Annotated in this window: 24 protein-coding genes and 1 tRNA gene; 23 read left to right on the top strand and 2 right to left on the bottom strand. The window is 50.5% G+C overall.

The features are described from left to right. Window positions 1-146: 146 nt before the first annotated feature. The 12 genes from AC0LWF_RS23215 (at window position 147) to AC0LWF_RS23160 (ending at window position 12,566) form a co-directional block, all read left to right on the top strand. A complete protein-coding gene (locus tag AC0LWF_RS23215; RefSeq protein WP_474653914.1) occupies window positions 147-1,160 on the top strand; it encodes an aldose 1-epimerase in 1,014 nt (337 codons plus the stop codon). Further along, window positions 1,161-2,312 (top strand): Gfo/Idh/MocA family protein, encoded by a 1,152-nt coding sequence (locus tag AC0LWF_RS23210; protein ID WP_474653913.1) that lies wholly within the window; start codon window positions 1,161-1,163, stop codon window positions 2,310-2,312. 56 nt (window positions 2,313-2,368) lie between these two features. Next, window positions 2,369-3,271, top strand: a complete 903-nt coding sequence (locus AC0LWF_RS23205) for a sugar phosphate isomerase/epimerase family protein (protein WP_474653912.1) — start codon at window positions 2,369-2,371, stop codon at window positions 3,269-3,271. 105 nt (window positions 3,272-3,376) lie between these two features. Further along, window positions 3,377-4,402, top strand: a complete 1,026-nt coding sequence (locus tag AC0LWF_RS23200) for a LacI family DNA-binding transcriptional regulator (protein WP_474653911.1) — start codon at window positions 3,377-3,379, stop codon at window positions 4,400-4,402. A 75-nt stretch (window positions 4,403-4,477) separates the two neighbouring features. Next, window positions 4,478-5,575, top strand: coding sequence for a fatty acid desaturase family protein (locus AC0LWF_RS23195; RefSeq protein ID WP_474653910.1), 1,098 nt, complete (start codon window positions 4,478-4,480; stop codon window positions 5,573-5,575). Window position 5,576: 1 nt separating this feature from the next. Beyond that, window positions 5,577-5,888, top strand: coding sequence for a MocE family 2Fe-2S type ferredoxin (locus tag AC0LWF_RS23190; protein ID WP_474653909.1), 312 nt, complete (start codon window positions 5,577-5,579; stop codon window positions 5,886-5,888). 203 nt (window positions 5,889-6,091) lie between these two features. Beyond that, on the top strand, window positions 6,092-6,265 hold the full coding sequence (locus AC0LWF_RS23185; protein WP_143069339.1) for an aspartyl-phosphate phosphatase Spo0E family protein: 174 nt from the start codon (window positions 6,092-6,094) through the stop codon (window positions 6,263-6,265). Between the two features lie 463 nt (window positions 6,266-6,728). Beyond that, entirely contained in the window at window positions 6,729-8,531 is a 1,803-nt protein-coding gene (locus tag AC0LWF_RS23180) for an ABC transporter substrate-binding protein (RefSeq protein ID WP_474653908.1), read from the top strand. An 87-nt stretch (window positions 8,532-8,618) separates the two neighbouring features. Next, entirely contained in the window at window positions 8,619-9,590 is a 972-nt protein-coding gene (locus tag AC0LWF_RS23175) for an ABC transporter permease (protein WP_474653907.1), read from the top strand. Next, entirely contained in the window at window positions 9,587-10,564 is a 978-nt protein-coding gene (locus tag AC0LWF_RS23170; protein ID WP_474653906.1) for an ABC transporter permease, read from the top strand. The genes AC0LWF_RS23175 and AC0LWF_RS23170 overlap by 4 nt, the downstream gene beginning before the upstream one ends. Beyond that, complete coding sequence (locus tag AC0LWF_RS23165) at window positions 10,531-11,592, top strand: ABC transporter ATP-binding protein (RefSeq protein ID WP_474653905.1); 1,062 nt, start codon at window positions 10,531-10,533, stop codon at window positions 11,590-11,592. The genes AC0LWF_RS23170 and AC0LWF_RS23165 overlap by 34 nt, the downstream gene beginning before the upstream one ends. Beyond that, a complete protein-coding gene (locus tag AC0LWF_RS23160; protein ID WP_474653904.1) occupies window positions 11,589-12,566 on the top strand; it encodes an ABC transporter ATP-binding protein in 978 nt (325 codons plus the stop codon). The genes AC0LWF_RS23165 and AC0LWF_RS23160 overlap by 4 nt, the downstream gene beginning before the upstream one ends. Window positions 12,567-13,180: 614 nt before the next feature. Here AC0LWF_RS23160 and AC0LWF_RS23155 read toward each other — a convergent pair. Beyond that, a complete protein-coding gene (locus tag AC0LWF_RS23155; RefSeq protein ID WP_474653903.1) occupies window positions 13,181-14,248 on the bottom strand; it encodes an SIS domain-containing protein in 1,068 nt (355 codons plus the stop codon). 168 nt (window positions 14,249-14,416) lie between these two features. Here AC0LWF_RS23155 and AC0LWF_RS23150 point away from each other — a divergent pair, with 168 nt between their 5' ends. The 6 genes from AC0LWF_RS23150 (at window position 14,417) to AC0LWF_RS23125 (ending at window position 20,315) form a co-directional block, all read left to right on the top strand. Beyond that, on the top strand, window positions 14,417-15,289 hold the full coding sequence (locus AC0LWF_RS23150) for a class II fructose-bisphosphate aldolase (protein ID WP_474653902.1): 873 nt from the start codon (window positions 14,417-14,419) through the stop codon (window positions 15,287-15,289). Between the two features lie 19 nt (window positions 15,290-15,308). Further along, a complete protein-coding gene (locus AC0LWF_RS23145) occupies window positions 15,309-16,028 on the top strand; it encodes a DeoR/GlpR family DNA-binding transcription regulator (protein ID WP_474653901.1) in 720 nt (239 codons plus the stop codon). A gap of 28 nt (window positions 16,029-16,056) precedes the next feature. Continuing rightward, on the top strand, window positions 16,057-17,307 hold the full coding sequence (locus tag AC0LWF_RS23140; protein WP_474653900.1) for a Gfo/Idh/MocA family protein: 1,251 nt from the start codon (window positions 16,057-16,059) through the stop codon (window positions 17,305-17,307). A 258-nt stretch (window positions 17,308-17,565) separates the two neighbouring features. Next, window positions 17,566-18,615, top strand: coding sequence for a zinc-binding dehydrogenase (locus AC0LWF_RS23135; RefSeq protein ID WP_474653979.1), 1,050 nt, complete (start codon window positions 17,566-17,568; stop codon window positions 18,613-18,615). A gap of 28 nt (window positions 18,616-18,643) precedes the next feature. Then, on the top strand, window positions 18,644-19,492 hold the full coding sequence (locus AC0LWF_RS23130; RefSeq protein ID WP_474653899.1) for an AraC family transcriptional regulator: 849 nt from the start codon (window positions 18,644-18,646) through the stop codon (window positions 19,490-19,492). Between the two features lie 34 nt (window positions 19,493-19,526). Beyond that, entirely contained in the window at window positions 19,527-20,315 is a 789-nt protein-coding gene (locus AC0LWF_RS23125) for a TIM barrel protein (protein ID WP_474653898.1), read from the top strand. An 82-nt stretch (window positions 20,316-20,397) separates the two neighbouring features. On the opposite strand, the gene AC0LWF_RS23120 is transcribed toward AC0LWF_RS23125, so the two are convergent. Continuing rightward, window positions 20,398-20,474: transfer RNA gene (locus AC0LWF_RS23120), tRNA-Met, on the bottom strand. Between the two features lie 218 nt (window positions 20,475-20,692). Between AC0LWF_RS23120 and AC0LWF_RS23115 the strand changes: the two genes are divergently transcribed. The 5 genes from AC0LWF_RS23115 (at window position 20,693) to AC0LWF_RS23100 (ending at window position 24,228) form a co-directional block, all read left to right on the top strand. Next, complete coding sequence (locus AC0LWF_RS23115; protein ID WP_474653897.1) at window positions 20,693-21,256, top strand: GNAT family N-acetyltransferase; 564 nt, start codon at window positions 20,693-20,695, stop codon at window positions 21,254-21,256. 73 nt (window positions 21,257-21,329) lie between these two features. Then, window positions 21,330-21,812 (top strand): P-loop nucleotide/nucleoside kinase family protein, encoded by a 483-nt coding sequence (locus AC0LWF_RS23110; protein WP_474653896.1) that lies wholly within the window; start codon window positions 21,330-21,332, stop codon window positions 21,810-21,812. Between the two features lie 97 nt (window positions 21,813-21,909). After that, window positions 21,910-22,917 (top strand): stalk domain-containing protein, encoded by a 1,008-nt coding sequence (locus tag AC0LWF_RS23105; protein ID WP_474653895.1) that lies wholly within the window; start codon window positions 21,910-21,912, stop codon window positions 22,915-22,917. A 289-nt stretch (window positions 22,918-23,206) separates the two neighbouring features. Further along, window positions 23,207-23,299, top strand: coding sequence for a hypothetical protein (locus AC0LWF_RS28030; RefSeq protein WP_488656659.1), 93 nt, complete (start codon window positions 23,207-23,209; stop codon window positions 23,297-23,299). A 149-nt stretch (window positions 23,300-23,448) separates the two neighbouring features. Beyond that, complete coding sequence (locus AC0LWF_RS23100; protein ID WP_474653894.1) at window positions 23,449-24,228, top strand: SDR family oxidoreductase; 780 nt, start codon at window positions 23,449-23,451, stop codon at window positions 24,226-24,228. Window positions 24,229-24,943: the final 715 nt, after the last annotated feature.

Raw genomic sequence — 24,943 nt, 5'->3', positions numbered from 1 at the left:
TTTTTTTATTTTTCTCGTGTGCGGCAATTACTATTGAAGGATTCAAAAGAGAGGTATATAATCAAATGTGCCCGGGCACAAAAGCATGAGCTAACAGTGCACCAACGCTCTGGCATCCATTTGTTTATAGGCCAGGAGGGGTGGAAATGGGTAGATATTCAGCAGAACTCCGTGTTCAAGACGGCTACAATATTATCGTGCTCAAGGACTCAGCCAGCGATAGCATCGCCAAGCTGATTCCCGATATCGGCAACAACCTATTCAGCTTTCAGCATGGCGGACATGAGGTTATTAAGACGTCCGTTAGCCCACAGACGCTTCAGAATGAAACATTCGCGTGCTCCAAATACGGTACGCCGATTTTATTTCCGCCCAACAGGGTTCGCGAAGGAACTTATACATTTAACGGACGCACTTACCAGCTGCCGATTAATGAACCGCCGCATTTTCATCTACATGGTGAGCTGATTAGCAGAGGCTGGCATCTCGTGGAGTTTGGCGCATTAGATGACTTTGGCGCATGGGCGAAGAGCCGTTTCAGCTTCAGCGAGCATCCGGACATCATGGAGTATTATCCACATCCGTTATCTTTTACGATTACGTACCGGCTCGTTGATGGGAAGCTGCATATGGAGAGCTCCATCGTGAACGAAGGGACTGATGATGCTCCGTTCGCTTATGGCTTGCATCCTTATTTCTCGGTACCATATGAAAGCGGTAAAAAGGCTGTGCTTCAAGTGCCGGCGAAGAACGAGTGGCCGGTTACGAATCAGGCATTTGTCACTGATCTGCCGTCTGTAACAGAGTTTAGCCGAAACATTCGCGAAGAAGGCATTGACCTCGCGGACTATCCTGTTCTAGGCTGTTCTTTGCTGACGCTGGACCAAGCAGCAGAGACGACCTGCCGTATCGCCCTTCCACAGCGGGGCTACACTATTGCATACCAATTGGATGAATCATTCCCATACGTGCTGCTGTTCCGGCCGAATTGGGACGATGCGTTCTCCATTGAACCATACACTTATGTAACTGACGCGTTTAATCTGCCTTATGCAAGCGAGCTGACAGGCGCTCAGGGGATTCGCCCCGGCGAAGAACGCCGGCTGACGACGGCTTTGTGGACGGAGTCGAACGAATTCAAGACGAAGGAGCACTCATAGATGGAGCTTAGCAATAGCAATACCAATACCATTAGCAATAACAGCAGCATCGCTGAGAAAATAGGCATCGATTTCGCAGAGGCCATCAAACCGGAGATGCCGCTTCGTAGAGATTACCGAATCGGCTGTATCGGTTCCGGCTTTATTATGCGAGATTGCCACCTTGTCGCATATCGCGACGCAGGCTTTAATCCGGTCGCAATCGCATCGCGCACATATGAGAATGCGAAGGAGGTCGCGGAGCTGCGCGGCATTCCGAAGGTGCACCGGACGTGGGAAGAGCTTGTCCGCGATCCCGAGATCGAAATTCTGGATATCGCTTTCCCACCGGATAAGCAGCTTGAGGTTGTTCGCGAAGCGGTGAAGCAGTCGCATATTCGCGGCATTCTGTGTCAGAAGCCGCTCGCGATGAATTCGCGCGAGGCGCGCGAAATCGTCGACCTGTGCGAGGCAGCCGGCATCAAGATCGCCGTCAACTCCAACATGCGCTACGACCAGTCGATTCGTGCGCTTAAGGCGATTTTGAACAAAGGCCTGCTCGGAGAGCCGGTGCTAGCGACGATCGAGATGCGGGCGATTCCGCATTGGCAGGCGTTCCTGCAGCAGTACGATCAGATTGAGATTTTGAACATGGGCATTCATCATATTGATTCCTTCCGCTATCTGTTCGGCGATCCGGAGAAAGTTACCGCAGTTACCCGCAGAGATCCGCGCACGCGTTTTCCGCATATTGACGGCATCTCGCAGTACACGTTCCAATATGCGAGCGAGATGATGGCAACGAGCCTTGACGATGTATGGGCTTGGCCGGGCGAAGGAACCGAGAAGGATATTTATATCAAATGGCGGGTTGAAGGGCTGGATGGAATGGCGACCGGTACGATTGGCTGGCCGAAGTATCCAGAGCATACGCCGAGCACGCTTGCGCTCACGACGCGGCAAGCGCCGAACGAGTGGATTCGTCCACAGTGGGACTCGGCTTGGTTCCCAGACGCGTTCCAAGGAACGATGGCGCAGCTGCTCCGCGCTGTAGAAACGGGCAGCGAGCCGGAGATCGGCGGTCGTGACAATTTGCGGACGATGGCAGCGGTTGATGCATGCTACAAGTCCATCGCCGAAGGCAGAACGGTACAATTCAAGGAAGTATTGTAACTAATCATTTAAATGGCCATGTAACTTAGATAAATTATCGTAGGAGGACCACCAACATGCTATCAGTCGGTATTTTTAACGCTTACTATCCTTATTCCCTAGAGGAATCGATTGCTCGAATGAAGAAAGACGGCTTCTCCTGTGTCCAGCTCGATCTTGCGTTCAAAGGGATGGATCTATCGCCTGATGCTCTAACAAAAGAGAAGTGCCGTACGATCCGTGATGCGTTCCGTGACGCCAATCTTCCGATTGTTTGCGTTTCGGGTTACACGAATATTATCCATAGCGATCCGATTAAGCGCCGCGAGAATATTCATGGTTTGAAGAAAACGATCCAGTTCGCGCGCGACCTCGGCAGCCCGTACGTTGTCAGTGAGACAGGCACGTTCAACACAGAGAGCGACTGGGTGTGGGATCCGAAGAACGGCACCGAAGAGGCTTACGAAGAAGTAGTCAAGCAGATTGAAGACCTCGCGAAGTTCGCGTATGACAATGGCGCTATGTTCCTCGTTGAGAACTACGTAAACAACGTAATTGGCTCCGTCGATCAGGTTGCTCGTCTCTTCTCGGACGTGAACCATCCTGGCCTTGGCCTCTTGATGGATCCAACGAATTACTACACGGACACGAACATCGGCCATATTGACGAGACTTTGCACCGCATCTTCAACACGCTAGGCGACAAAATCAAAATCGCTCACGCCAAAGACTGCAAGCCGGCTGAAGATACAGGCGAGAAGCATGCCAATATCGACGCTTCCGAGTCGCACTCGTTCCGCGGCGCTGGTGCAGTTGAGCTGCCGGCTCCAGGGCTTGGCAACCTCAACTATGATCTATACCTGGAGCGTCTGGCAAAGCTTCATCCGAATGTGCCGATTATTATCGAGCATTTGGAAGAGGAAGACATTCCGCGGGCGAAAAAATTCCTCGACGGCAAGCTGAAACAGGTCGGCGTCTAAAAGGTAACGTCATAGCACCTGCTCTTGTAGGAATGAACCATTTCGCTCTATAATGATATTGCCCATGGCACGAGGAGCAACATGCAGCCTTCACAGGAGTGAATTATGACTGTTACGATAAGAGAAATTGCCAAGCATGCAGGAGTATCGAGAGGAACGGTCGATCGTGTGCTGAATGACCGTCCCGGCGTTAAGCCGGAAGTGCGTGACCGGATACTTGAAATTGTGAACGAACTGAATTACGTACCGAATATTGCAGCCAAAGCGCTCGCTTACCAGAAGAAGCCCGTCACGCTCGGCATTGTCATGCCGCCCAAAGAGATTGTGTTCTTCGAACTCATTCGAAGCGGGATCAGCAGCGCGTCGGAAGAACTGAAGGATCTCGGCGTCAGGCTGGAATATCGGTATGTGGACAATAAACGTCCCGAGGAAGGGGCAGCTGCAATCCGCGAGCTTGTAGAAATTGGCGTAAGCGGCATTATGTTCTCCGTGATGGACGACGAGCTTATCCGCGAGAGCATTAATTATGCAGCACAGAAGAACGTGCCGGTCGTTACGTTCAATTCGGACGTAGAGGGCAGCAAGCGCGTCTGCTTCGTCGGACAGGATTTGCACAAGAGCGGCGTCGTGGCGGCAGGGCTGATGAATCGCGTGCTTCCCGCGGAAGCGAAGGTTGTCATCGTAACCGGTAACTTGAAGTTCCATGCCCACCGCTCAAGGGTGGAGGGGTTCAAGAGAGGGCTGGAGGACAGCGGCAGCAGCCTTCAAGTGGAGCGCGTTATCGAAGGCTTCGACCGTTACGAGGATACATTTGCGCAGCTGAATCAAGCTTTAAGCGATCATGCAGATATTAGCGGCATCTATATGGCGACAGGTGATACGGACGCTTGCTTGGAAGTCATCAAGCTTCATCGCAGGGAAGGGAAGATCCGGCTCGTGTGCAACGACATGCTTCCCTCGGTGGAGCAAGGACTTCGCGATAGAATTATAGATTTCACCATTGTTCAAAATCCGGAGAGACAAGGCTACTTATCGCTTCGCTTGCTGTTCGATCTCGTATTTACAGGCAAGCAGCCGGAGACGGAGCATTATTTTACAGAAACCCATATCTATATCCCCGAGAGCCTGTAGGGGGTTCTTTTTTACAATAATTCGTGCCCGGGCACACATTGTCGCATGACAAAATGAGACGAGGAGGAGATTCATATGGCCATCGTTGTACAACGAAGAGATTACAGCTTGAAAGGGCCGGAGAGCAAACGCGCCGATGAGAAGGGTCTCGCATCCGCACAGTGGCATGCCACGCCAATCCCGCGTGCGAAGATGAAAGAACTCATGAAACGTAAGGATGGTCCTGCGATCAGGGATACACTGATCTGGTTCATAGGCTTGATCGTGCTTGGGTACCTTGCGTATCTATCATGGGGAACATGGTGGGCGGTACCGGCGTTCTTCCTGTACGGCACGCTTTACGCATCGCCAGGCGATTCCAGATGGCATGAGTGCGGACACGGAACAGCGTTCAAGACGCCTTGGATGAATGATGTCGTCTACCATATCGCTTCGTTCTGCGTACTACGTTCCGCAACGCCATGGCGCTGGAGCCATGCGCGTCATCATACCGATACGATTATTGTTGGCCGGGATCCGGAGATTATCACCGCAAGACCTCCGATTTGGAAGATCCTCTACATGCAAATCTTCCATCTTTATGGGGGGCCAATTGAGATAAAAAGGTTCATTTTGCACACGTTTGGCAAGTTGGAGGAACAAGAGAAGGAATATATTCCGGCTTCGGAGCATTATAAGGTATTCCGTGAAGCGCGCATCTATATGCTGATCTTCCTCGCGGTTATTGCCGCGTGTATCTGGGCAGGCAGCATTTTGCCAGCGATGTTTATCATTCTGCCTACGTTCTACGGTTTCTTGCTCGTACTGACGTTCGGCGTTACGCAGCATCTCGGTCTGTATGAGGATGTACTGGATCACAGACTGAATACACGGACAATCTATATGAATCCGATCTTCCGATTCCTCTACTGGAACATGAACTACCACACGGAGCATCATATGTTCCCGATGGTTCCGTTCCATGCGCTTCCGAAGCTGCATGAGGAGATGAAGCACGACTGTCCGGAAGCGCGCCCAAGCCTATGGGCTGCTCTTCGAGAAGTAATCGGCGCACTGCGTAAACAGAAGGATGACCCGGCTTATGTCGTGGTTAAGCCGCTGCCATCCACGGCGCTGCCTTACCGCTACGGACCGGATCTAGATGAACTTGAAGAGATAAGGAGTGAAGCCTAATATGGCATGGGTTGAAGTATGTGAAGCAGGCGAAGTCGAAGTGGAAGATGTAATCCGATTCGATCAAGAGGAGCGTACCTTCGCGGTATACCGTTCCGACAAAGGCGACTATTACGCGACGGATGGCTTCTGCACGCATGGCAAATTCCATCTAGCGGACGGACTTGTGATGGGCAAACTAATCGAATGCCCGAAGCATAATGGCCGATTCGACATTACGAGCGGTGCTGCTGTACGCGTGCCGGCTTGCAAAGATTTGCAGACGTACTCGGTGAAAGTGGAAGCAGGTAAAGTATTTATCGACATCGAGTAGGAATGTAAGAGGATGAATAGGTTTTAAGAACTATTTCATACAAGCGGAACGTCCACGGCTTTAGCACCTAGCCAAGGGCGACCGCTTTTTATATAATTTTATGCAATTTTTAGTAGAAACTAATAGACGCCTAATATTTTCCTAAAATCTATCTGTTATAATGAGACCAAGCAAACAACCATACGATGAACGGAGTGATCAAGATGGAATCATTTCTTGCACAGCGGATTGAGTCAATGCGATATGAAATGATCGACAGAGCCTCTACGTACGGTAGTTTCACTCATGAAAAAGTCGTTTCCATCAGCCAGCGGTTAGACCGTTACATCGTGGTCTATCAGAAGCTTAAACAGAAGAAGCTGCACCGGGTAGGCTAGGAGAGTAAAATATATATAATATCAAGACCTGCTGATCGCCGGATTTTCCGGTAGGCAAGCAGGTCTTTTTCTTTTCATTTAATGGTTAAATCGCCGCTATTCGACGAGATTCGTTCTTCGCGATCGCGTAATACCCACAAATTCCCCCCATTTTAAAAGCGGTAGTATCGAGAAAAATTCCAGAATTACTAGCATCTACAAGAGATTTCCTTCGTAAATTCCCCCAATATACGGATGATTCAAATCGTTTACAATAATTCCATGGCCGGACATACCTAAGAGAGAGGAAAGGGGTTCAATAGAACATTTTAACCGGAATGTCAAATAAAGTTTCGTTAAATAATTGTCTGAATTGTTGCAAGATTCTAAAAAATACTTTGTGCAATTTCTAGTTATCTGGTAAATTCTAAAAAGTAGAGATATTTAAACTTTCGAAGTTTAATGACGAGGGAGGACGTAAAGGATGAGCAAACGAATGAAATGGGTATCCAGCTTATCAGTCATCGCGCTAGTCGGAGTTCTACTAAGCGGTTGTGGGGACTCGGGCAACAACAACAGCGGCAACAATGGTACTAAAAACAGCAGCGCGAATTCAAACATCACGTCTAACACTTCGAACAGCAGTACAACCAACAACGCTACCGCAGATGACTCTGCTACGACGAACAACACAGCTACTCCTGATCCAAATGCACCGGTAGATGGCGGTACACTCACAATAGGCACTTTCTCCGACATCGTCTCCGTCAATCCCATTTACATCAACGATACTTCCTCAGGCGATATTGAGAACCTCATTAATGCTAGACTCTATGATGTTGACCGCAATGCGAATTTAGCGGTAGAGCCTTGGTCACTTGCCGCCGAGCTTCCACAGATTAGCGCGGACGGTAAGACCTATACGGTCAAACTGAAAAACACGGCCAAATGGAATGATGGCCAGCCGATTACGGCAGAGGATGTCCTGTTTACATACAACACGGTTCGCAACCCGGACGCCGGTGCACCAGGCATCAGTGCATTCGATAAGATCGATACGATTACCAAAATCGACGATTACACCGTGGAATTTAAGCTGAAGCAGGTGTATGCGCCGTTCCAATACTCGCTGTACAGCTCCCTCGTTCCTCAGCATGTTCTGAAGGATGTGCCTGTGAAGGAACTGAGCAAGAATGCGTACGGCGTTGATCCGACGAAGACGGTAACAAGCGGCCCTTGGAAATTCTCCGAATGGAAGCAAGGCCAGTACATCACGCTTGAGACGAACCCGAACTACTGGGGTGAAGTGAAGCCGCATGTGGCGAAGATCATCTACAAAATTTATGCGGATCAGAACACAGAGGTTCAAGCTCTAATCAAAGGCGACATCCAAATGTCCGAAGCGATTCCGGTCACGTCGATGGATGCGATTAAAGCGAATGACAAGCTGAGCACGATTCTTGCGCCAGGACCGCAATACGAGTACGTACAGTTTAACTTCAAGGATGAGAACTTCCCGGACAAGTATTCGCCGTTCAAAGGCCAGAAGACGCGTCAAGCGATCGCTAATGCGCTGAACCGTCAAGGCATGGTGGACAACGTCCTGAAAGGCACAGGCAAGCTGATGAACTCGCCATTCCTGCCAGGCTCATGGGCGGATCCGGGCGATCAAGCGGTCAACTATGCATTCGATCCAGAGAAAGCGAAGAGCTTGCTCGCGGAAGACGGCTGGGTAGCTGGCAAAGACGGCATTCTCGTGAAGGACGGCCATCGCTTCTCCTTCGAGCTCCAGTACAACGCAGGCAACAGCCGCCGCGAACAGGTAGCTGCCGTTATTCAACAGAACTTGAAGGATGTCGGCATCGAAGTGACGCCGAAGGGCATCGACTTCGCAACATGGATTGACCAGAACATTACACCGGGTAAATTCCCTGCGATTCTGCTCTCCTGGTCGCTGTCTAACCCGGATCCAGATGCGGAGAGCATCTTCTCTTCCAAGTACTACCCGCCTGCTGGTCAGAATGGCGGCTGGTATAAGAATGAAACGATCGACGCGCTCTGGACGAAAGGTCAGACGACAACCGACCAAGCTGCGCGCGCAGAAGTCTATCACCAAATCGGCAAAGAGATCTCGACTGATCTTCCTTATGTATTCTTGTACCAATATGGCTTGCCGCAAGTCATCGATCAGTCGACGCTGCACTGGGCGGATGCTGATAAGCCGGAATCATCGCTTGGCTATGGCTATCTGTTCCATGCGATTAACTGGTGGTCCGACAAGAAATAAGGAATATTCAAATATCGCAGTCTGATCAGGAGAAGAGCCGAGGGGCTCTTCTCCTGTATTCAGGAATAAAGGGGGGGCTAGTTCCGAATGACCGAATACTTAATACGCCGTTTATTCCAATCTGTAGTCGTGCTATTCTTTATCTCCATCCTTACCTTTGCGATGATTCATGCGGCTCCCGGCGGCCCGACGCAGGTGTTTCTCGCGCCTGGACTTTCACCGGAAGCAGCGAAGATTCAAGCACATAACTTAGGGCTGGACCGCCCTGTCTTCGTTCAATATTCGATCTGGCTCGGCCATCTGCTGACAGGCGACCTTGGCTACACGTTCAAGAATCATATCCCGGTTGGCGATATTCTATGGCCGACGGTGAAGAACACGATGGTGCTCATGGGCGCTGCCTGGCTGTTCTCGCTCCTTATTGCTATCCCGTGGGGGATCTACAACAGTACGTCTCAGTACGGCTTCTCCGATCAGACCTCATCCTTCATATCCTATATTGGATTCGCGATGCCGACGTTCTGGTTCGGTATCCTATTACAGGAATATTTCTCGCTAAAGCACGATTGGCTCCCCTTATCCGACATGTATACGATGGGCAAGGAGGGCAATATCGGCGATTTGTTTATGCATCTCATTTTACCCGTATCGGTGCTGACGCTTGGCTTTCTTGCTTCCTACACGAAGTATGCGAAGGCGAGCATGCTTGAGGTGCTAGGGCAGGATTATATTCGTACAGCTCGGGCAAAAGGGCTTCGTGAAGGCCGGGTCATCTTCCGTCACGCGCTTCGCAATGCATTAATTCCGATCATAACGATACTAGGGCTAGACCTCCCGATTCTTGTTGGGGGAGCAGCGCTTACTGAGCGGGTATTCAACTGGCCGGGGATGGGGCGGCTGTTCGTCGATATGGCGGTTGCCCGGGAATATTCCGTATTGATGTCTATTACGCTCGTCGTTTCGGTCATTGTCGTTGTCGGGAACCTGATCGCGGACATTCTGTATGCTATCGTTGATCCACGCGTGCAGCTTGGCGGCAAAGGGAGCGTGGCGCGATGAGCGGGCTGAAGCTTGAGCAAGTGAAGGCTGTGAAGATCCCTTCGGCTGATGTTAAGACGCCTGCAGGGAAGCGTCCGCCGGGACCTTGGCGGACCGCATGGAAGAAGTTCGTGCAGAATCCGTTCGCAGTTATTGGGCTTGTCATTCTATCCATCTTTATCATTGCAGCTGTGTGTGCCAGCTGGATCTCGCCTTACGATCCGACGCGCATCGATATGATGTTACCGAATCTCCATGCTGGGGCAAGCGGGCATCCGCTCGGTACCGATGAGCTCGGTCGCGACATTCTATCCCGCCTCCTGTACAGCAGCCGGATCTCGCTGACGGTTGGCTTCGCGGTCGCCTTCGTTTCCGTCTTCATCGGGACGATTGTCGGCGCGTTCTCTGGTTATTACGGCGGCTGGGTAGATACGATTGCGATGCGCTTCGTCGATGTGATGAACTCGATTCCATCTCTGTTTCTGAACATACTCATTCTAGCGATTTTCGGCTCCAAAATTTCCTATATGATTCTCGTACTCGCCTTCACGAGCTGGATGGGCGTCGCGCGCCTCGTTCGGGGGACGTATCTGCAGCTGCGCGAGATGCAGTATGTGGAGGCGGCGAAGGCGATTGGCGTCTCTCATCTCGGCATTATTTTTCGCCATTTGCTTCGCAATGCGACCGCTCCAATTATCGTGACGGCGACGTTGATGGTTGGCGGTGCAATTCTCAGCGAATCTGCGTTGTCCTACTTAGGACTAGGCGTGCAGACGCCGGATACGAGCTGGGGACTGATGCTGAGCAACGCTCAGGAGTTCATGCTGACCGATCCGCTGCAAGCACTCTACCCTGGCTTATGCATCCTTATCGTCGTGCTCGCTGTGAATTTTATCGGCGATGGCATTCGTGACGGGCTCGATCCAAGGATGACGACAATTCCTCGAAGGAGGGTGACGCAATGGCGGAAAAAGTTCTCCAAATCCGGAATTTAACGGCAGGCTTCCTGACGGAAAAAGGGTTCGTCAAAGCGACCGATCGCGTCACGCTTGAGCTTGATCGGGGACAGACGTTATGCGTCGTTGGCGAGTCCGGCAGCGGCAAGAGCGTCACCGCCATGTCGGTTATGCGGCTTATTGATTATGCCGGTGGCTTCATTGAAGGCGGGGAGGTGCTGTTCAGCGGCAGCGACCTTGTGAAGAAGAGGCAGCAGGAGATGCTGAAGATTCGCGGCAATCGTATCACGATGATATTCCAGGATCCGATGTCGGCGCTGAATCCTGTCTTCTCGGTAGGGGATCAGATTGCCGAAGCGCTGATCATCCACAAACGGATGAGCAAGAAGGACGCATGGCAATTAGCGCTTGAGATGCTGCGCCGTGTTGGTATCCCAGACCCTGGCATGCGCGCGAAGCAGTATCCGCATGAGATGTCCGGCGGAATGTGCCAGCGGGTTGTCATCGCGATGGCGCTTGCGTGTAATCCCGAGCTGCTCATCGCCGATGAGCCGACGACGGCGCTCGACGTAACGGTGCAGGCGCAAATTCTCGATTTGCTGCGGCAGCTGAAGCAAGAATTCGGCATGTCGATGCTGCTCATCACGCATGATATGGGCGTAGCGGCGGAGGTTGCCGACCGCATCGCTGTAATGTATGCAGGCACGGTCGTGGAAGAAGGGACCGTGAAGGAGATCTTCGAGCAGCCGCGTCATCCGTACACGATTGGGCTGCTGAAGTCGATCCCTGGCCTCGAAGGCGAGCGAGGTGGCGAGCTATATACGATCAAAGGCGTTATCCCGCCGATTAGCCAGCTCCCGTCTGGCTGTCGGTTCCATCCGCGCTGCCCGCATGTAATGGAGGTCTGCAAGCAGCGAGAGCCTGCGCTTCTCGCGTCGCCGTCAGGGCATAAAGCGGCTTGCTGGCTTGATGAGCCTGCGCTGAAAGGTACAGCAGAGGCGGAATCGGCTGCGAACAGCCACGCGCTGAAAGTGACGATCAGCAGCAAGACGGAGGTGGAGTTATGAGCAGCAGCGGATATTTGGTGGAAGCAAATCATGTAAAGAAGTATTTTCCGATCAAGACGGGGCTGTTGAATCGGGTGATCGGACATGTGAAGGCGGTTGATGACGTCTCCTTCGGCATTCGGGCAGGAGAGACGTTCGGCCTTGTCGGCGAATCCGGCTGTGGAAAGTCGACGCTCGCCCGTGTGCTGCTGAACCTGAAGAGTGCCACGGACGGTGAGATCAAATATGCAGGGAAGAACATTCTGACTGCGGGAAGCCGGGAGCTTCGCAAGCTGCGCGAGGAGATGCAGATTATATTCCAAGATCCGTTCGGCTCGCTTAATCCGCGGTTTCTTGTGAAGGATTTGATCGGGGAGCCGCTGCGCATACATCGTCGAATGAGCGAGCGTGAGCTGGATAATCGTGTTGTCGAATTGATGGAGCTGGTCGGACTTGATGCCGAGAGGCGCAACCGATATCCGCATGAATTCTCGGGGGGACAGCGCCAGCGCATCGGTATTGCCCGGGCAATATCACTTAATCCGAAGTTCATCGTAGCGGACGAAGCGGTGTCGGCGCTGGACGTTTCCGTGCAGTCGCAAGTACTGAACCTGATGATGAAGCTGCAAAAGGAGCTCGGCTTAACGTACTTGTTCATCGCGCATGGCCTGAACGTCGTTCGACATATTTCGGATCGTGTTGGCGTCATGTATTTGGGGAAAATGGTCGAAGTAGGCAAGACGGAGGAGTTGTTCGCGAAGCCGCTTCATCCATACACCTCGGTGCTGCTGTCCGCCATTCCGAAGCCGACGACGGAGCATCGGGAAGAGCGAATTATTTTGCAAGGTGACGTACCATCGCCGGCGAACCCGCCCTCCGGCTGCCGGTTCCACCCCCGCTGCCCGTTCGTGCAGGACCGCTGCAAGGCGGAGGAGCCGCAGCTTCAGAGCATGGCGGATGAGCGGCAGGTCGCATGCCATTATCCACTGCAGTAAGGGAGATCATAGAATCCCCTCTCACGTTGAAGCGAGATTATAATTTTCCTCTGAAGAACAAGCGAGATTATAAATCCGCTCTCAAGATCAAGCGATATTTAAACTCCTCTCAGGATCGAGCGAGATACAACTCCTCTCAGGATCAAGTGAGATTATAAGATTCCTCTCAAGATCGAGCGAGATCATAAATTCCCTCTCAAGATTGAGCGAGATCACAAAATCCCTCTCACGAATTCGGTGAGAGGGATTTTTTATTTATTAGAGCGATGCTTGTGGGTTTGTGCTGGCGGGAGCCGGTGACCATGCCATTTATTCGCGTTAAATTCTGAGAGCGGGTTTTTCCCGCTCTCGAGTAGATTTTTTGGTGTTTTTGCAGCCGAGAGAGGCTTTTTCCTCTCTCGAGTCGAGCCGTCCTTGGAGCTGAGAGATCCAATATGATCTCTCATGCACGAAACTCTCTCATTTCGCAGCTGAGAGTGCAAATTCGGCACTCTCACTTCAGCAAATGACCGGACTTGAGCTGCTTTTAGAGCTGAGAGATCAAATATGCTCTCTCATGCTCGAAAGGCATCTTTCCCGTGAATAAGGGGTAAGCTGCCTTTTTCCATATAAAACTACAGCTTCACCCAAGCGGTCAGCCCATCCGGCTGATCCGGGTTGAAGCCCTGCCGCTCCGCGCTGCCGAAGGCAACGATCTGCGGGATGAACAGGAACGGGATGCCTTGCGCCGGAATCGCGAGCGGTGACGCCGCAGTAAGGGCGAGATCGACATCCGGCTGCCCGGTCGTCAATGTCGCATCTCCGAATGCGATGACTCTAGCACCGCGCGCGCGAATATCCTGCATGAGCTTGCGCTGATGCTCGGCGCCTCGGCCAGTCAGATGCGCAATGACAAGCGTATCGGGACCAATCGTCACCATCGGGCCGTGGCGGACGTCGAGCAGATGATAGGCATGTGCCTGCACTTTGGCGATTTCCGTCAGTGCAATCGCACCCTCAGCTGCAAGTCCGTTCAACTCACCGTCGGCGAGAATGACGGCGTTCTTCCATGCATAATCGCTCACAGCCCGAATGGATGCTTCGACGCGGCTCATGTAGGCTTCGCCTTGTGCAATCGCTAGACCAATATCTGCGATGACCTCTTCCTCATCGCCTAGAAATGCCGCGAGCATGAGATTCGCAGTGAACAGATTAGTCACGGTCCTCGTCTGGCACACACTGTGATCGAATGCCCACGGCAGGGTCAAGGTGAAATCGGCGATTTCTGCGAGCGCCGAATCGACAACGCAAGAAAGTGCGAGTACGGGTACAGAAGACTCGCCATTGCCGCCATCGCCACCCGGAGCTTTCAGCAGGCGAACCGCTTCGACGATCTCGCTAGTCGAGCCCGAGCGGGAAGGGGCGATAAGCAGCGTATCGCGAAGCATCGGCGCATAGGCATCGGCGTTCAGCAGCAGATCGCCGCCGGCTAGTGCGGATGCGGGAAATTCTGTCCGCAGGCGGAACGAGAATGCGGCTGATGCGCTTAACGTGTAGCTGGAGCCGCAGCCAATGAAAGTCACCGAGCTCTTCCCCTGTGCACGGACGAACTCGGTAATCGCAGTGCGGCGTTCCAGCATATAGTCGTAGGTTTGCTGCAAAGCGGCGTATTGCTGTTTGATTTCCTCATAGGTCAAGCTCATTAATGAACTCCTCCTCCGAATAAGCCAATCTCTTCTATATCCATCATAGATCGTTTCGCTGATGCTATCAATCACAATTTGAACTTTTCGATCAAATAATGATTGTAAAGATCACAAAGCACAGCTATGATAAAACTATAAGGTTCAGCATGGGGAGGAGAAGGTCGAATGCCGCTCATTTCATCTACCGACATGCTTCACAAAGCAAGAGAAGGCCGTTATGCCGTCGCCGCGTTCAATGTTCATACGTTGGAGATGCTTCAAGCCGTAACAGAGGCTGCTGAGGAGATGCAGTCACCGCTCATCATCCAATCGACCGTAGGGACGGTGAAACATCTCGGAGCGGACTATATCGCCGCCGCTACTACAGTTGCTGCGAACCGGACTGGCTTGCCAATTGCTCTGCATCTTGACCATTGCACGGATTTCGACATCATCGTCAAATGCATCCGCGCAGGCTATACTTCCGTTATGATTGATGCATCGATGTTTCCTTTTGAGGAGAATGTATCTCGCACGAAGAAGGTGATGGAAGTGGCGTACGCCGCTGGCGTGAACGTCGAAGCAGAGCTTGGCAAAGTAGGCGGCGTCGAAGATGACATCGTCGTGGCAGAACAAGATGCGCTGCTCGCCGACCCGGATGAATGCGTCGCATTCATGGCTCGAACCGGCGTCCATACACTGGCGCCTGCGATCGGCACGGCGCATGGCATCTACAAAGGAACGCCGAACATTGATTTCAAGCGGATCGCTGCAATTGCAGAACTGGTGACAGCGCCTCTCGTACTGCATGGCGGTTCCGGCATCCCGGCCGAGCAGGTGAAGCTCGCCGTTTCGCTCGGCATGGCGAAGATGAATATTGCGACAGAGCTTCGGATTGCATTCTCGAATGCGATTAAGCAGGTGTTCGCGGAGCGGCCGAACGAGAACGATCCACGAACCTACATGGTACCGGCGAAGAAAGCCGTCAAGCAGCTCGCCATCGAGAAGATGCAGCTCTGTGGCTGCATAGGCAAGGCTGCTCATATCCAACAACGTTAAGCTGGAGGCAAGAGTGATTATGCAATCAAAGGGTGAACTGCGCCGAACGAAAATGCTAGAGCGCATTAAACAATCTGGCAAAGCGTCAATTAGTGAGCTGATGGACATTACCGACAGCTCAATCGCCACGGTCCGCCGCGATCTAGAGGCGCTGGAGCAATCGAATCTCATCATCCGCACCATTGGAGGGGCGGTCTATGATGAAGGCAGCAGCCGGAATAACGCAGCAGAGCTTGCTTTTGCCGATAAACGATCCGTCAGTAAGGAAGGCAAGGAGCGTATCGCTGCCGACGCTGCCGCGCTCGTTGAAGAAGGCGATGTCATCTGCCTGACAGGCGGCACGACAACTTTCCTCATTGCCAAGGCGTTGAAGGAGCATCAGAACATTACGGTCGTCACGAACGCCGTTAATATTGCAGCAGAATTATTTGATGCAGAGGGCGTCCAGGTTGTCGTATCCGGTGGTGTCATGCGGCATAAAAGCTACGAGCTGATTGGGCCGCTGGCGGAGAGCGTTATCGAGAAGCTGAACATTGCGAAGATGTTCCTCGGTGTCGACGGGGTCTCTCGCGAGCACGGTTTTACGACGCATTCCGAGCTGGAAGCCCGCATCGCTCAGTTGTTCATCGCACGGTCAAGCCAGGTGTACGCAGTCTATGACCAGACGAAGCTGCAGAAGTCGGCGCTGTTCACGATCATTCCATACGACGGGGTCACTGGCGTTATTACGGACCTCTAATATTTTCATAAAATAGGAGGATGGAGCAATGATTCACGCTGCAGTAATAGGGGCAGGCAATCGGGGCATGTTCGGTCTCGGTTCTTACGCACTGCGCAAGCCGCATGAGATCAAGTTCGTTGCTGTGGCGGAGCCAAATGACGAGCGCAGACTGAAGTTCGCCGAGATGTACGGCATCGCGCCTGATAAACAGTTCGCAAGCTGGGAGGAGCTGCTTAATCAGCCCAAGCTTTGTGAAGCGCTGCTCATCTGCACGATGGACCAAGAGCATTACGAGCCGACGATGAAGGCGCTTGAGGTCGGTTATCATATCCTGCTAGAGAAGCCGATGTCGCCGAATCCGAAGGAAGCGCTGCTTATGGCTGAGGAGGCGGAGCGCCGCAATCGGATACTCACAATCTGCCACAGCATGCGATACTCGAACTATTTCAGCACCGTGAAGCGGCTGCTTGATCAAGGCGCCGTCGGCAGGCTGATGACGATTCATTGGACGGAGAACGTCGGCTTCGCGCATCAAGCGCACAGCTTCGTTCGAGGCAATTGGCGCAATAGCACCTTGTCCAGCCCGATGCTGCTGCAGAAGTGCTGCCATGATCTTGATTACTTGAAGTGGATCATCGGCGGCAATTGCAAGAGTGTTTCCTCCTACGGCAGTTTGTCGTATTTCCGAGAGGAGAATGCGCCCGAAGGGTCAACGGCCCGCTGCACCGATGGCTGCAAGGTGGAGCATGAATGTCCAGTTTCGGCGATTAAGCTGTATCTGAACGAGAAGGATGAGTGGCCGCAAAATGTCGTCTCGCTCGCCCCGACAATCGAAGCGCGTCTGCACGCTTTAAAGCACGGACCGTACGGCAGATGCGTGTTCCGCTGCGATAACGATGTCGTCGATCATCAAGTCGTTAATATGCTGTTCGATAACGAGGTGACGGTCGCTTTCACGATGACGGCATTTACCCGTGACACGAGCCGTTCCTTCAAAATCATGGGTACGACCGGCGAGCTGCTCGGCCATTCCGGCACGAATGAAATTGAAATACGCCATTTCTCCGGCAAGACGGAGATCATTCGACCAGAGCAGCAGGAAGGCTCGCACAGCGGAGCGGATTCGGTGCTCATGCAGAGCTTCGTCAGGCAGGTGGAGACGGAGACGAGCGGCGTAAGCTCAGGGCTAGAATCCGCGCACAGCCATTTGCTCGTTTTTGCCGCTGAGCAGTCGCGTTTGACAGGAGAGACGGTAAGCTTCGAACGCTACATTGCAGATCTGAAGTCGCTGGCGTAACAAGATCTGAGCCTAGACCTGTAAGATAGACATTTTATGCAAAGTGTCTATCCTGCGGGTCATTTTTATTTTTAGCAAAGCAGCAAATTTGTACATAATTACTAGAGGTGATAGTTTAGCTTCATGCCCTGTAAAACGGTTATATATCTATTTATTACGGCTATATACGGGTTCTGCAGATGTCATTATAATTAGGGCTAAGTCGTCGTAAGCGCTTACTGCGAAACCATAGAAGATCAAAGGAGCATGAATAATATGATGCAGAAATTGATAGCGGTTTCTCCTAGAAAAGCAGCCTTGGTTCCATATGAGGATGAGGTCGTTCAGGCGCAACAAGTGAAGGTCCAAATTCAGTATGCTTCACCGAAACATGGCTCCGAGCTCGCTGAGTTCCGTGGAGAGAGCCCGCATGTGAACGATTACTATAATGAAGAGTGGCAGGCGTTTATTCCGAGGGATGAGACGAACAGGTCCGATAAATTTGGCAAATGGAACTTGGGCAACCAATGGGTCGGCGTTATTGTGGAAGCGGGTAGCGACGTCACTGATTACAAAGTGGGCGATCGGGTGTGCAGTTACGGGGGCATTCGTGAAACGCATATCGTCAATGCAGTCGATAACTATTATTTGCTCAAGATGCCGGACACGATGCCATGGAAAAATGCGCTATGCTTCGATCCTGCCCAGTTCGCGCTCAGCGGAATTCGGGACAGCGGGATGCGAGTTGGAGATACGGTAGCGGTATTCGGACTCGGAGCCATTGGCGCGATTGCGGCGCAATTGGCACGCCTCGGCGGAGCGAGCTACGTGGCGGTCATCGACCCTATCGCCAAGCGGCGGGAAGCAGCGCTTCGGGCAGGAGCTGATGCTGCGTTCGATCCGCTCACGCAAGATATTGGCCTCGAATTGAAGAAGGCAACGGGCAAGCTCGGCGTCGATGTCATCATTGAAACAAGCGCGAATGAGCAGGCGCTCCAATCCTCTCTACGCGGGTTGGCCTACGGCGGGACAATCGCATACGTCGGATGGGCTCGCGCCTTCAAGGGCGGACTTGATTTTGGCCGGGAAGCACATTTCAATAACGCGAAGATTATCTTCTCGCGCGCATGCAGCGATCCGAACCCTGACCATCCGAGATGGAGCTGGAGAAGAGTCGAGAACGAATGCTGGACGATCCTGCAGGGGAATCGAATCAATTGCGAAGAAATCATTAACCCGGTCATCCCGTTCCTTGAATGTGCGGAAGGCTATGAGGAATTCGTCGATCAGCATCCGGAGAGAAGCGTCAAGCTTGGTGTGACTTTCTAATAAATGTTCGGCTAGGGAGGGAAGAAACGTGAGTGAAAGCTTGAACATGCTGCTCGAGCATGCGTCGCTGCATATCCATCAATTCGACATTCATAGCCGAAGAGAGCTGAAGGTGCTCGGTCGCGTCCTTCCCTATTATGTCATGTCTTACCATAAAGAAGGCAAGGCGACATTGCGGATTGGTGACGTCATTTATCCGATCGACACAGGGCATGTCGTCCTTATTCCTCCCAATATCGAGCATGATCATTACAAGGACACGAATGAGGAATCCGTCTTTCTGTGGTGGCATTTTACGTTCCAAATCGCTGGTTTAATTGACGTGTTCCGGTTGTTTCAGCTTCCTCTTATATTCAAGCTGGAGAATACGTCCGAATTCGAGCAAGCGTTCCTCCAATTTCAGAACTCCGCGATTTCCCGCAATGCTGCGCCTGGTTTTCTACCGACCCGTATTCTGGAGAAAGCCAAATCGCTGGAATTGCTGTATCAGATCCTCGTTTCGGCGATGAATGAGAACGCGGTTAATCGCCCAGATCAGCATTCCAACAGCTTTCTGGAAATATTAGCGCAAATTATTCAGCATCCAGAGCAGGAATTGTCACTAGGCAAATTAGCTCAGAAAATACAGATGCACCCGACGTATGTCAGCAATCGCTTCAAAGAATTGTTCGGGAAGTCTCCAATCCAGGTTCACCGCGAGATGCGAGTACTCAAAGCGAAGACGCTGCTTCAAACAAGCGACCTATCCATCGGCGAAATCGCGCTTGCGGCAGGCTTCAGCGGTATCCCGACATTCAGCCGATTATTCAAATCCTATGTTGGCGTCCCGCCATCTCAATATCGGGAGCTCAACAAGCCTTTCGGCTTCCATACATGAACAACAACTTATCCAAGTAAAGGAGTCATGCCCGGTGAGGTTCGCATTGCAGGACAGATTGACCGGAAAGAGCGGCTACAGCGATATCTTCGCGGAAGCTAGACAATTGGGATATGACGGCGTGGAGATTACGCATCATGGAGCGTCCTTAGCAGAGCAAACAGCAGATGAAATTATACTCGCTTCGGAGCGTTCGGGAATTCCGGCGAGCGCCGTATGCGGCGGTTATAAACATTGGATCGGAGATTTTGACCGCGAGCAGCGTCTCGAAGCAGTAGCCGGAATCGGTCTGTCGCTGGAACAAATTCGGCGAATCGGGGCGCAAGGCCTGATAGCTCCCGCTGCTTTTGGCATCGTAACGAGAGGCGTCCCACTGCCGCGCGATTCCGCAGGCGATGAGGAAGCGTTGCTAGATTCCTTATCGAGAATCGCGGAGAAAGCAGAGCAGCTTGGCGTGTATCTATTGCTGGAGCCGCTTAATCGTTACGAGGATCATATGATTAACCGGGTCGAGCAGGCCGTATCGCTCATTCAGCGGACTGGAAGCTCGCACATTAAAGTAATGGCTGACTTCTTCCACATGAACATTGAGGAAGCCGATATTACCGCAGTGATTGAACAGCATTACAGCAACATCGGCTACTTCCACCTCGCCGACAGCGCGCGGAAGGAACCAGGTACTGGCCATCTGGACTTCCGTCAGCCTTTTGCCAAATTGAAGGAGCTGCGTTATGAAGGCTTTTTATCTTTGGAATGCGGCTTGTCAGGAGAACGGAGCAAGAGCTTGTCTGATTCAGTGCGTTACTTGAAAAATAATGCGTGAAAACTAGTTATGCAAAAATGCCTCCAATCCACTGAACGTGGATTGGAGGCATTTTCATATATGTCGAGCAAATCATGTAGGTTGGTTGCGGGGGCAGGATTTGAACCTGCGGCCTTCGGGTTATGAGCCCGACGAGCTACCGAGCTGCTCCACCCCGCGATATTGATCGTATAACTAAGCACTTTATCTTTTAACGTTCATCTAGCCTCTTATGCTACAGCAATTCGAACTAACAAGCAAACTTAATGTAGTGTTTCTACGTAAAAGGGCTGTTTTGCCTCATTCGGCAAGTGGATATAATGTGCGTAGATAACTTTCAGTGAAGTCGGTAACATAGGAAGAAGCAGAATTAGAATAAGAATTGGAGGCGAATTGCCGTGTTAACGCGTATGGCGACAAGAGACGACGCGCCGGCGGTCATTCCGCTGCTGCTCGAAGCGATCGGGGACATCGCGTATTTGCTTACTGGAGCTTCCGATGAGGCTGAGGCGGCTGAACGGCTGGCAGGCTTCTACAATCAGCCAGGCAATCGGATCAGCTGCGACCACGTCCTCGTCGCTGAACAAGACGGGCAGGTCGCGGGCATGCTCGTCGCTTACTCCGGCAATGATGCGCATCTGCTGGACGAGCCTTTTCTGGCGCAGCAGCGCCGCCGGTCTCCGTCGATGGCGGAAAGCGCAATCGTCAGGGAGGCCCAGGACGGTGAATACTATTTGGATGCGCTGGCTGTCGCGGAGCCTTATCGCGGGCAGGGCATTGCGAAGCGGCTTATGACTGCGGCCGAGCAGCGTGCAGCCGAGCTCGGGTTCGACCGCACGGCGCTAATCGTGGAAGCCTATAACGATAGAGCGTACAAGCTCTACGCGGCAAGCGGCTATACCGAAACCGGCACGCTGCGCATCGGAGATAGCGACTATCGCCGCATGGTGAAGCCGATATAAGGCGATGTGTGTTCCGCTCGGAGGAATTCGAACAAAGTGGCTGTATATAGGTTGAAAAAGGAGATGGAATCTCGTGGCGTCCTTACATTTAATGGTTGGCCTTCCTTGTAGCGGTAAGACTACTTTGGCCCGTCAACTCGAAACGAAATACTCTGCACTTCGCCTTACTCCTGATGAATGGCATATCCATCTATTTGGGCATGATTTCGGGGATAACATGACGAAATCTGAGGAAACAGAGCATGATTCCAGACATGATTCTGTGGAGTCCCTGATGTGGGAAGTGGCGGCAAGAGTTTTAATTCTTGGTGTTGATGTTATTCTGGATTTTGGATGCTGGGTTCGAAGTCAACGAGACGAGTTTCGTACTCGAGCTAATAATCTAGGGGCTGACTTTAAAATTCATTTTGTTGATGTGCCTGAAGAGGTGTTGTTTGAACGATTAGAAGCTAGAAATGAGATGAATCGAGAGGGAACCTTTTTCATACCCAAAGATAAACTTAAAGAGTGGATACAAATTTTCGAGCCACCTTCACTAGAGGAACTTGAAACTTGAAACCTCCGGCAATTAGTTATGAAATTGCAACTTAGCACTGTATCTAACGTCTATTAATATATGTATTCAATAAATCCCGAGAGGAGGGTTTATGCCAATGAAAAGATTAACCTTATCGATGGTGTTTATATCTATTTTGTGCGTAACGTTAAGTATTCCTGCTAGTGCAAGTAAAGTCTTAGAGAATGAAGGAACAATACATTCCTTGGTTGGAGGGGACAAGACGTTTGCAGGAAAGCTGATAAAGGGTCATATGTATGTAGATTCAGTAGGTCTTCAAAATTGTTTGCCTTTTCTCCTCAATTCCAAAGAAGTCATGTGGGACCCAGATTCGAAGACTGTTTCTTACGATACAGACCTCGGGGATGAGGAAGAACATTTGAAATTCCAAACCGGTAAGGATTATTTTATGGATCATGGAGAAAAAGTACCTTTGAATTCTAAAATACTTCTAATTAACGGGAGAATTTTTGTTCCGATTAAAGCCGTTGCTCTTTACTACGGGAACAATATAGAGTGGATCAATAAGAGTAAGACCCTAACAGTCAAACCCAATGTTAAATATGACATACCACCTATCCTTGAGTATGTTGAGCTCGATCATTTGACTGTACTCCATGAATATTCAATAGATTTAAACAAGGATGGAATTAATGACGAAATAAGAATAATCACAAGTCATTACGAGAATAATCCAGCCTACTTCACCGCACCTGTATATTTAGAATATCGAACGGATCCTAATAAAATGTTTCAACGGATAGCATTGGATGTAGCTCCCATTGATTTGACTAAAGATAATTTCAAGATTCGTATTGGAGATTTAGATGCCAATAATATTGTTGAAATTGGTTACTCCATAGACTATCCTCAGCCAGAGCACGTTGAAAGATGGCCGCATATTTTGCAGTTTAGAGAAGGAAAGTTTGTAGATATAGATATCACTAAGGAATATAAATTGATTTTAGCCGACTGGGATATAAAGACTTCAAATACGGGGAAAGTACAATTGGACTTATACGAGAAGAAAGGGGTTTATGACGAGCCCACACTGCAGCATTATATGCTCTCAAAAAGCGGAGAGCTTGTATCAATTACAAAATAATCGAATTGTTGAAGGCTGCCGACTTAACGGCAAAGAAGGGGCGGGCACCATCCGCACGGACTGCCGGATCCCAAGCCGATCGTGGATTTTATATTGAAGCATAACAAGTGACCCCAACCAGTAACGATATGAAAAAGAACTGCATGGTTTAATAGAAAAGATCGATTTAGGTGAATAAATGGTGTAAATCGAGAGTTTGTTAAGGTACAAATCAGTGTTTACAGATGAAACTAAGTATAATCTACTAACGAGAGGGAAAGATATCGATAGATTATAGCAGTTTTAGAAGCTGGATTTATATCAGGTGGAGAAAGACGGCACTGTCAGCTCACTTAACGATTTGTTTATAGAAGAAATTCAAATCTATACTGGCTTGCAATGAAATGAGGACTATTAAATTTAGAGGTTAGATCCGCAGCTCTGCTGAGGGTCTCTTTTTTTGGTTGAAGTAACGGGTAGTTTATTTCTTTTGTGTGCTACTATACTGAGTAGTAGCTTCGTACTCATAACTAAGGAAGGTTAGGAAACCGTATGAAAATGAGTGGTAACACCGTTCTTATCACAGGAGGCACATCTGGCATCGGCTTCGAATTTGCAGCACAACTGCTTAAGTTAGGGAATACCGTTATTATTACTGGTCGAGATCTGGCGAGGCTGGATGCTGCGAAGAAAAAACTTCCGACAGTACATACGTTACAGAGCGATGCAGCGGATCCTAAAGCGATAGCCGATTTGTTTGAAACCGTGGTGAAGCAATTCCCTAAACTAAACGTCCTAATCAATAATGCAGGATTCATGCGTAGGATTAATCTTCATGACCAGGACATCGATCTGGAGGATCTCAATCGCGAGATCGAAACGAATTTAAGCGGACCAATTAGGATGACAAAACAATTCCTGGAACATTTAAAAACGCAAGAGTCGGCCGCGATCATGAATGTATCGTCAGGACTTGCTTACGTCCCGCTGCCTATCTCACCGGTGTATTGTGCAGCAAAAGCAGGATTACATTCTTATACGCAGTCGTTGAGAGTGCAGCTCAAAAATACGAAAGTAAAAGTATTTGAGCTAGCGCCTCCGTTGACAGAAACTCCGCTGGTGGACACGTTCGAGCCAGCAGATCTAGCAGGCTCCAAAGCGATGAGCGTGTCCAAAATGGTTGGGATTGCAGTTCGGGGCATGGAGCAGGATAACTTCGAAATCAGGCCTGGGCAAAGTAACGCCTTGAAGCTTATGAACCGGATTGCTCCGAAGTTTATTTTCAACCAGCTAAGCAAGTCTGTGAACAATATGCTGAAGGAGTCGAAGTAAATCCGATTTGAAGATCCAAGCTTATCCGTATAAGCATCACTCAAATGAAAAGAAGGATAGCTTAATCGCTACCCTTCTTTTCTCTATTTGACTGGCAGGAAGGAAATAGGGTTCTCGAAAAAATAGAAGATATCAGAGAAGATATTAATTACTTGATGGTTACAGGCAAAGATTCTGGATTCATTTCATAGAGCCAAGAAAATGATTTATGGAACTTATATCGATATTTTTCAAAGTATCCTACCTACACTGGCTATCCAACGACAACTATTAATAACAATCAAAAAGAGGAGTTAACAAAACTAAATCAGGCAGTTTTTCTTTTTGCCATCGAATATATCGCCGTGCTAGCATGCGAATGCCACAAAAGCCTATGGAGAGCGACAAACAGCAGGAATATTTTAACACTGGACTAGTTCGTAGATATCATGTTAATATTTCATTCTGCCGCTGAGAGATAAGCCAAGCGCGGTGGTCGAAACGAAAACAAGTTGAAAAATAAAGCTTGCAATTGAGTTTCTATACATGATATATTCTAATTCCGGTCGCGAGGCTGGGACGAGAAATAAGCAAGTTTGTTCCTTGAAAACTGAACAATGAGCGACCTGTCAAAAGGTTATAAAAATACGTCGAAACGACGATCGCCATCTGGCGAAAGTGTTTCTGACGAGCTAGTTTTTTGAATGAGCTAACAAGCAAATTCATTTGGCGCAAA

This window comes from Paenibacillus sp. sgz302114, from assembly GCF_056120345.1.
The sequence above is the reverse complement of the archived record's forward strand: the minus strand, read 5'-3'. Positions and strand labels throughout refer to the sequence as shown.

Excerpts from the sequence above, each read along its gene's own strand:
- AC0LWF_RS23215 (WP_474653914.1), top strand. The coding sequence starts at position 147 with ATGGGTAGATATTCAGCAGAACTCCGTGTTCAAGACGGCTACAATATT.
- AC0LWF_RS23210 (WP_474653913.1), top strand. The coding sequence starts at position 1,161 with ATGGAGCTTAGCAATAGCAATACCAATACCATTAGCAATAACAGCAGC.
- AC0LWF_RS23205 (WP_474653912.1), top strand. The coding sequence starts at position 2,369 with ATGCTATCAGTCGGTATTTTTAACGCTTACTATCCTTATTCCCTAGAG.
- AC0LWF_RS23200 (WP_474653911.1), top strand. The coding sequence starts at position 3,377 with ATGACTGTTACGATAAGAGAAATTGCCAAGCATGCAGGAGTATCGAGA.
- AC0LWF_RS23195 (WP_474653910.1), top strand. The coding sequence starts at position 4,478 with ATGGCCATCGTTGTACAACGAAGAGATTACAGCTTGAAAGGGCCGGAG.
- AC0LWF_RS23190 (WP_474653909.1), top strand. The coding sequence starts at position 5,577 with ATGGCATGGGTTGAAGTATGTGAAGCAGGCGAAGTCGAAGTGGAAGAT.
- AC0LWF_RS23185 (WP_143069339.1), top strand. The coding sequence starts at position 6,092 with ATGGAATCATTTCTTGCACAGCGGATTGAGTCAATGCGATATGAAATG.
- AC0LWF_RS23180 (WP_474653908.1), top strand. The coding sequence starts at position 6,729 with ATGAGCAAACGAATGAAATGGGTATCCAGCTTATCAGTCATCGCGCTA.
- AC0LWF_RS23175 (WP_474653907.1), top strand. The coding sequence starts at position 8,619 with ATGACCGAATACTTAATACGCCGTTTATTCCAATCTGTAGTCGTGCTA.
- AC0LWF_RS23170 (WP_474653906.1), top strand. The coding sequence starts at position 9,587 with ATGAGCGGGCTGAAGCTTGAGCAAGTGAAGGCTGTGAAGATCCCTTCG.
- AC0LWF_RS23165 (WP_474653905.1), top strand. The coding sequence starts at position 10,531 with ATGGCGGAAAAAGTTCTCCAAATCCGGAATTTAACGGCAGGCTTCCTG.
- AC0LWF_RS23160 (WP_474653904.1), top strand. The coding sequence starts at position 11,589 with ATGAGCAGCAGCGGATATTTGGTGGAAGCAAATCATGTAAAGAAGTAT.
- AC0LWF_RS23155 (WP_474653903.1), bottom strand. The coding sequence starts at position 14,248 with ATGAGCTTGACCTATGAGGAAATCAAACAGCAATACGCCGCTTTGCAG.
- AC0LWF_RS23150 (WP_474653902.1), top strand. The coding sequence starts at position 14,417 with ATGCCGCTCATTTCATCTACCGACATGCTTCACAAAGCAAGAGAAGGC.
- AC0LWF_RS23145 (WP_474653901.1), top strand. The coding sequence starts at position 15,309 with ATGCAATCAAAGGGTGAACTGCGCCGAACGAAAATGCTAGAGCGCATT.
- AC0LWF_RS23140 (WP_474653900.1), top strand. The coding sequence starts at position 16,057 with ATGATTCACGCTGCAGTAATAGGGGCAGGCAATCGGGGCATGTTCGGT.
- AC0LWF_RS23135 (WP_474653979.1), top strand. The coding sequence starts at position 17,566 with ATGCAGAAATTGATAGCGGTTTCTCCTAGAAAAGCAGCCTTGGTTCCA.
- AC0LWF_RS23105 (WP_474653895.1), top strand. The coding sequence starts at position 21,910 with ATGAAAAGATTAACCTTATCGATGGTGTTTATATCTATTTTGTGCGTA.
- AC0LWF_RS23100 (WP_474653894.1), top strand. The coding sequence starts at position 23,449 with ATGAAAATGAGTGGTAACACCGTTCTTATCACAGGAGGCACATCTGGC.